Origin of the sequence: Tenacibaculum litopenaei (genome assembly GCF_964514025.1) — a bacterium.
Taxonomy (GTDB): domain Bacteria; phylum Bacteroidota; class Bacteroidia; order Flavobacteriales; family Flavobacteriaceae; genus Polaribacter; species Polaribacter litopenaei.
This window is the reverse complement of record NZ_CAZEQT010000006.1, coordinates 786,096-789,246: the sequence shown is the minus strand read 5'-3', so window position 1 is coordinate 789,246 and position 3,151 is coordinate 786,096. Positions and strand designations below refer to the sequence as shown.

Annotated in this window: 4 protein-coding genes; all 4 read left to right on the top strand. The window is 32.3% G+C overall.

Annotated features, from left to right (window positions below; genetic code table 11):
- Positions 1–601: 601 nt before the first annotated feature.
- Positions 602–895, top strand: a complete 294-nt coding sequence (locus ACKTS5_RS12230) for a hypothetical protein (protein ID WP_408044162.1) — start codon at positions 602–604, stop codon at positions 893–895.
- Positions 879–1,118: a hypothetical protein gene (locus ACKTS5_RS12225; RefSeq protein WP_408044161.1), complete on the top strand. Its 240-nt coding sequence runs from the start codon at positions 879–881 to the stop codon at positions 1,116–1,118. Before ACKTS5_RS12230 ends, ACKTS5_RS12225 begins: the two co-directional genes overlap by 17 nt.
- Positions 1,119–1,543: 425 nt before the next feature.
- A complete protein-coding gene (locus ACKTS5_RS12220) occupies positions 1,544–2,419 on the top strand; it encodes an RHS repeat domain-containing protein (RefSeq protein WP_408044160.1) in 876 nt (291 codons plus the stop codon).
- A 42-nt stretch (positions 2,420–2,461) separates the two neighbouring features.
- Positions 2,462–3,022, top strand: coding sequence for a hypothetical protein (locus ACKTS5_RS12215; RefSeq protein WP_408044159.1), 561 nt, complete (start codon positions 2,462–2,464; stop codon positions 3,020–3,022).
- The last annotated feature ends 129 nt before the right edge of the window (positions 3,023–3,151 follow it).

Here is a 3,151-nt window from a genome sequence, read left to right as displayed (position 1 = left end):
AGGGAAGGAAGCTTTTCAGTTACGATTATGGGATGCTCGAATTGGGAGGTGGTTGACTACGGATCCTTATGGGTAGCATGCTTTTCCTTGTATGGGGATGAGTAACAATCCTACTTTACATTATGACCCTGACGGCGGATGCGATCAACCTGATTCTAGTTGTGGATGGTGGAAAAGACGTTTTTACTCTAGTACCCAAATAGGTGCTTGGGAAACTTGGCAATCAATGGGAACAACAGGTTCTCAAGAAAAACTGAATAATGTTACTATAACTGGTATTCCTAGAACAATATTGGTAAGTAGAGCAATGGAAATGGAAACAGAGAGGTTGTTTCATAGATAGTTAAGTAATGATATGGGTATTCAAAATGTTTATGAAGATTATGATACTAGGTTTGAAGCTTTTGCTAGTTTTTTTAAATTTGTGTCTCCGAATGCCCCAAATATTCCTAGATTTGTATAAGGAACATCGAGGTCAGCATCTCAAGCTAGTACAGCAGTAGATGATTATGTAAAGTTATTCCAGCCAATTAGCGAATTTGATGTTACTACAACTCTTTACAGGGGGCTTTCAGGAAGAGAAGCTACTAAATCGGCAATTTTGACGGATAATGCAACTGTAGCGGCTACATATGTTAAGAATGGTATGAGTGTACACAGTTATAAAGTAACCCGTTTTGCTTTGTTTAAATTAGAACAACTAGGAAAGCTAACACATTATACAGGAAAACACAAAGTAACAGGTCTTACAAATACTGAATATGTATTTCCTTCTAAAGATTTGGTGAAAGCAATAAATAAAATAGGCCCCCTTTTAAATAAGAAAAATGAAATATTGTTGTCAAAAATTTCAAGTATCTCACCAAGCCCAAAAAAATATGGGGTTAAATATTAGGGTAATTAAATTGACCAAGCAATATATAAATGAAAGTGAGAGAAGAGGTTTTCCTATTAAAAAAAATGAATTGTATAGTTTTATTATTACAGAAAATTATGAAGAAAAGTTGACAAATAAAGGTCAGTCTACTTTTATTAACTATTGTCCTTATTGTGGAAAGAAACTTAATAAATATTATTCAAAAGATGATTTTATCAATGAAACTAATCATGATTGGTAAAGAAATAGCTCCGCACCTTGACATTTAGCGTTAGCGTAATGGCAAGAAATAAATGGAATTTTAAAAAGAAACGATAGTTTAATAAGCCATTTGCAATGGCAAAACGAGAAGTATATTAAAGAGCTACTTTACATTAAGTTGTAAGGTGGTTTTTTGTTTATACATAGAAGGAAGTATACAAAAGAAAACAGTTGCCATTTTACTACACTTTTTGGCAATTCGCCCTTTAAGTTATCTATTTTTAAAATCTAAACTATAAGGGTTTTTCCCGCTCTCGCTAGTTTGTAACTAGTAGCGTTCACGAGTAAGCGTGGTTGTATAATATTAAAGAACTACATTACATTAATTTGTGAGGTAGTTTTTTTACGTAGTTCGTAGAAAAAAACAGGTCAAGTTTCTTTAAAAAACCGTATTTTTGAGTTGCTATGAAAATTGCTATGCCCGCACACTATTTTAGAAAATTTGAGAGATGTTTCTATTCTTATCAAAGGCCCAATAGGTTGTTTTTTACTAAGAAAATAGATAAATGCACTTACCAAGAACGTGAAAAAGACCCTGAAACTGGTAAAGAAGCGTTTCAATTACGTTTATGGGATGCCAGAATTGGAAGGTGGTTGACTACTGACCCTTATGGACAGTTCAAAAGTCCATATATGGCTATGGGAAATAATCCAATAAATTTTATAGATCCAGATGGAGGTTTTTGCTATGATGCCCAAGGAAATCAAATTCCTTGCCCTGATGGTTATTGTCAGTATGAGGGAGCAACTATGGAGCATATGAATTTTTTGGAAGAAGCTGTTGTTACCTTTAGTAATAAGCAAAAAATAATAGACAGTGGAGATATTTATTTTGAGTTCACAGGTGATAAAGTAAACAACAAATTAAGAGTAGATGGTCAATTTAAGATGATGATGGGAGGAGAAGAGTTATTGAGTTGGTCTGCTAGATCAGGTTCGACTAGTTTATATCCAACTCCAAACTGTGAATGGGAGTTAAGTAATTTTCATTATAGAGATGGAGAACGAGCAAACACTCAGCATAAAAAAACTTCCTCGCAGTATTATTGGAAGAATAGTGCGATGACTAGCGCAGATGGTATTGGGTTTAGTGTTAATATAACACTAGAGCCAAAATATGGTAGGAAATATTTAAGAGTACATCCAGATGGGAATTTACCTGGGACAAGAGGTTGTATTGGAATAACATGTACAGGTGAAGACTTGCAGATTTTAGAAAATCACCTGAAATTTCATACATCTGGATCGAGTAGGGCTTATTTTTTTATGAATAATAGCTAAGATGGTAATCATCCGGAATTATGGACAAAATAAATTAATGAAATGAGAATTTTTTATTTTTTAATTTGTGTTTTGCTTATTTCTTGTCAAGCTAAAAAGTCAGATCCTTTAAAAAAAGATATTGGAAACAAGCAGATAAAACATAAACAGTTGAAAATCGATATTGATGTAAAAGATAAATTAAGCTTAAAAAAGAATAAGGTTATTTTATTTTATAAAAGCTTATTTAGTAGTGATACTATAAATATGAAAGAGTTTAACTACTTTTTTGGAGACTTTTATATAGGGGCTGAGAGATATTATAGAGAGAAGTTAGGGTATAATAAATCGAATTTTCAAGAGTTTAAATTATGTTTGGATGATTTATCTAGTTGTAGGTCAGTTATTTTTTTAGAAATTCTTAAAAGAAAGAAAGAGTTGTTATTTGAATATAGATTTGAAACTATTGAAAAATTGATAAACGAAAGTAAGTTAGTTGATGGAGCGATAATTTTAAATTTTCCAAATGGAAAACAGTTTAAATTTTATTTTAACGATAAATCATATTTTGAGAGTATAATTTTAGATACGGACATTGATTTTATGTCACCTTTTCAAGAATAGAGGCTATAAAACCCCTGCTAGCGCTCGTTTGTAACGAGTGCCGAGTAAGAGTAAGCAAAACAACAAAAAATATAAAACCCCGATAGCGCGGACTTGTAGTCCGTGCCCTCTAAGAGTAAGCAAATAATA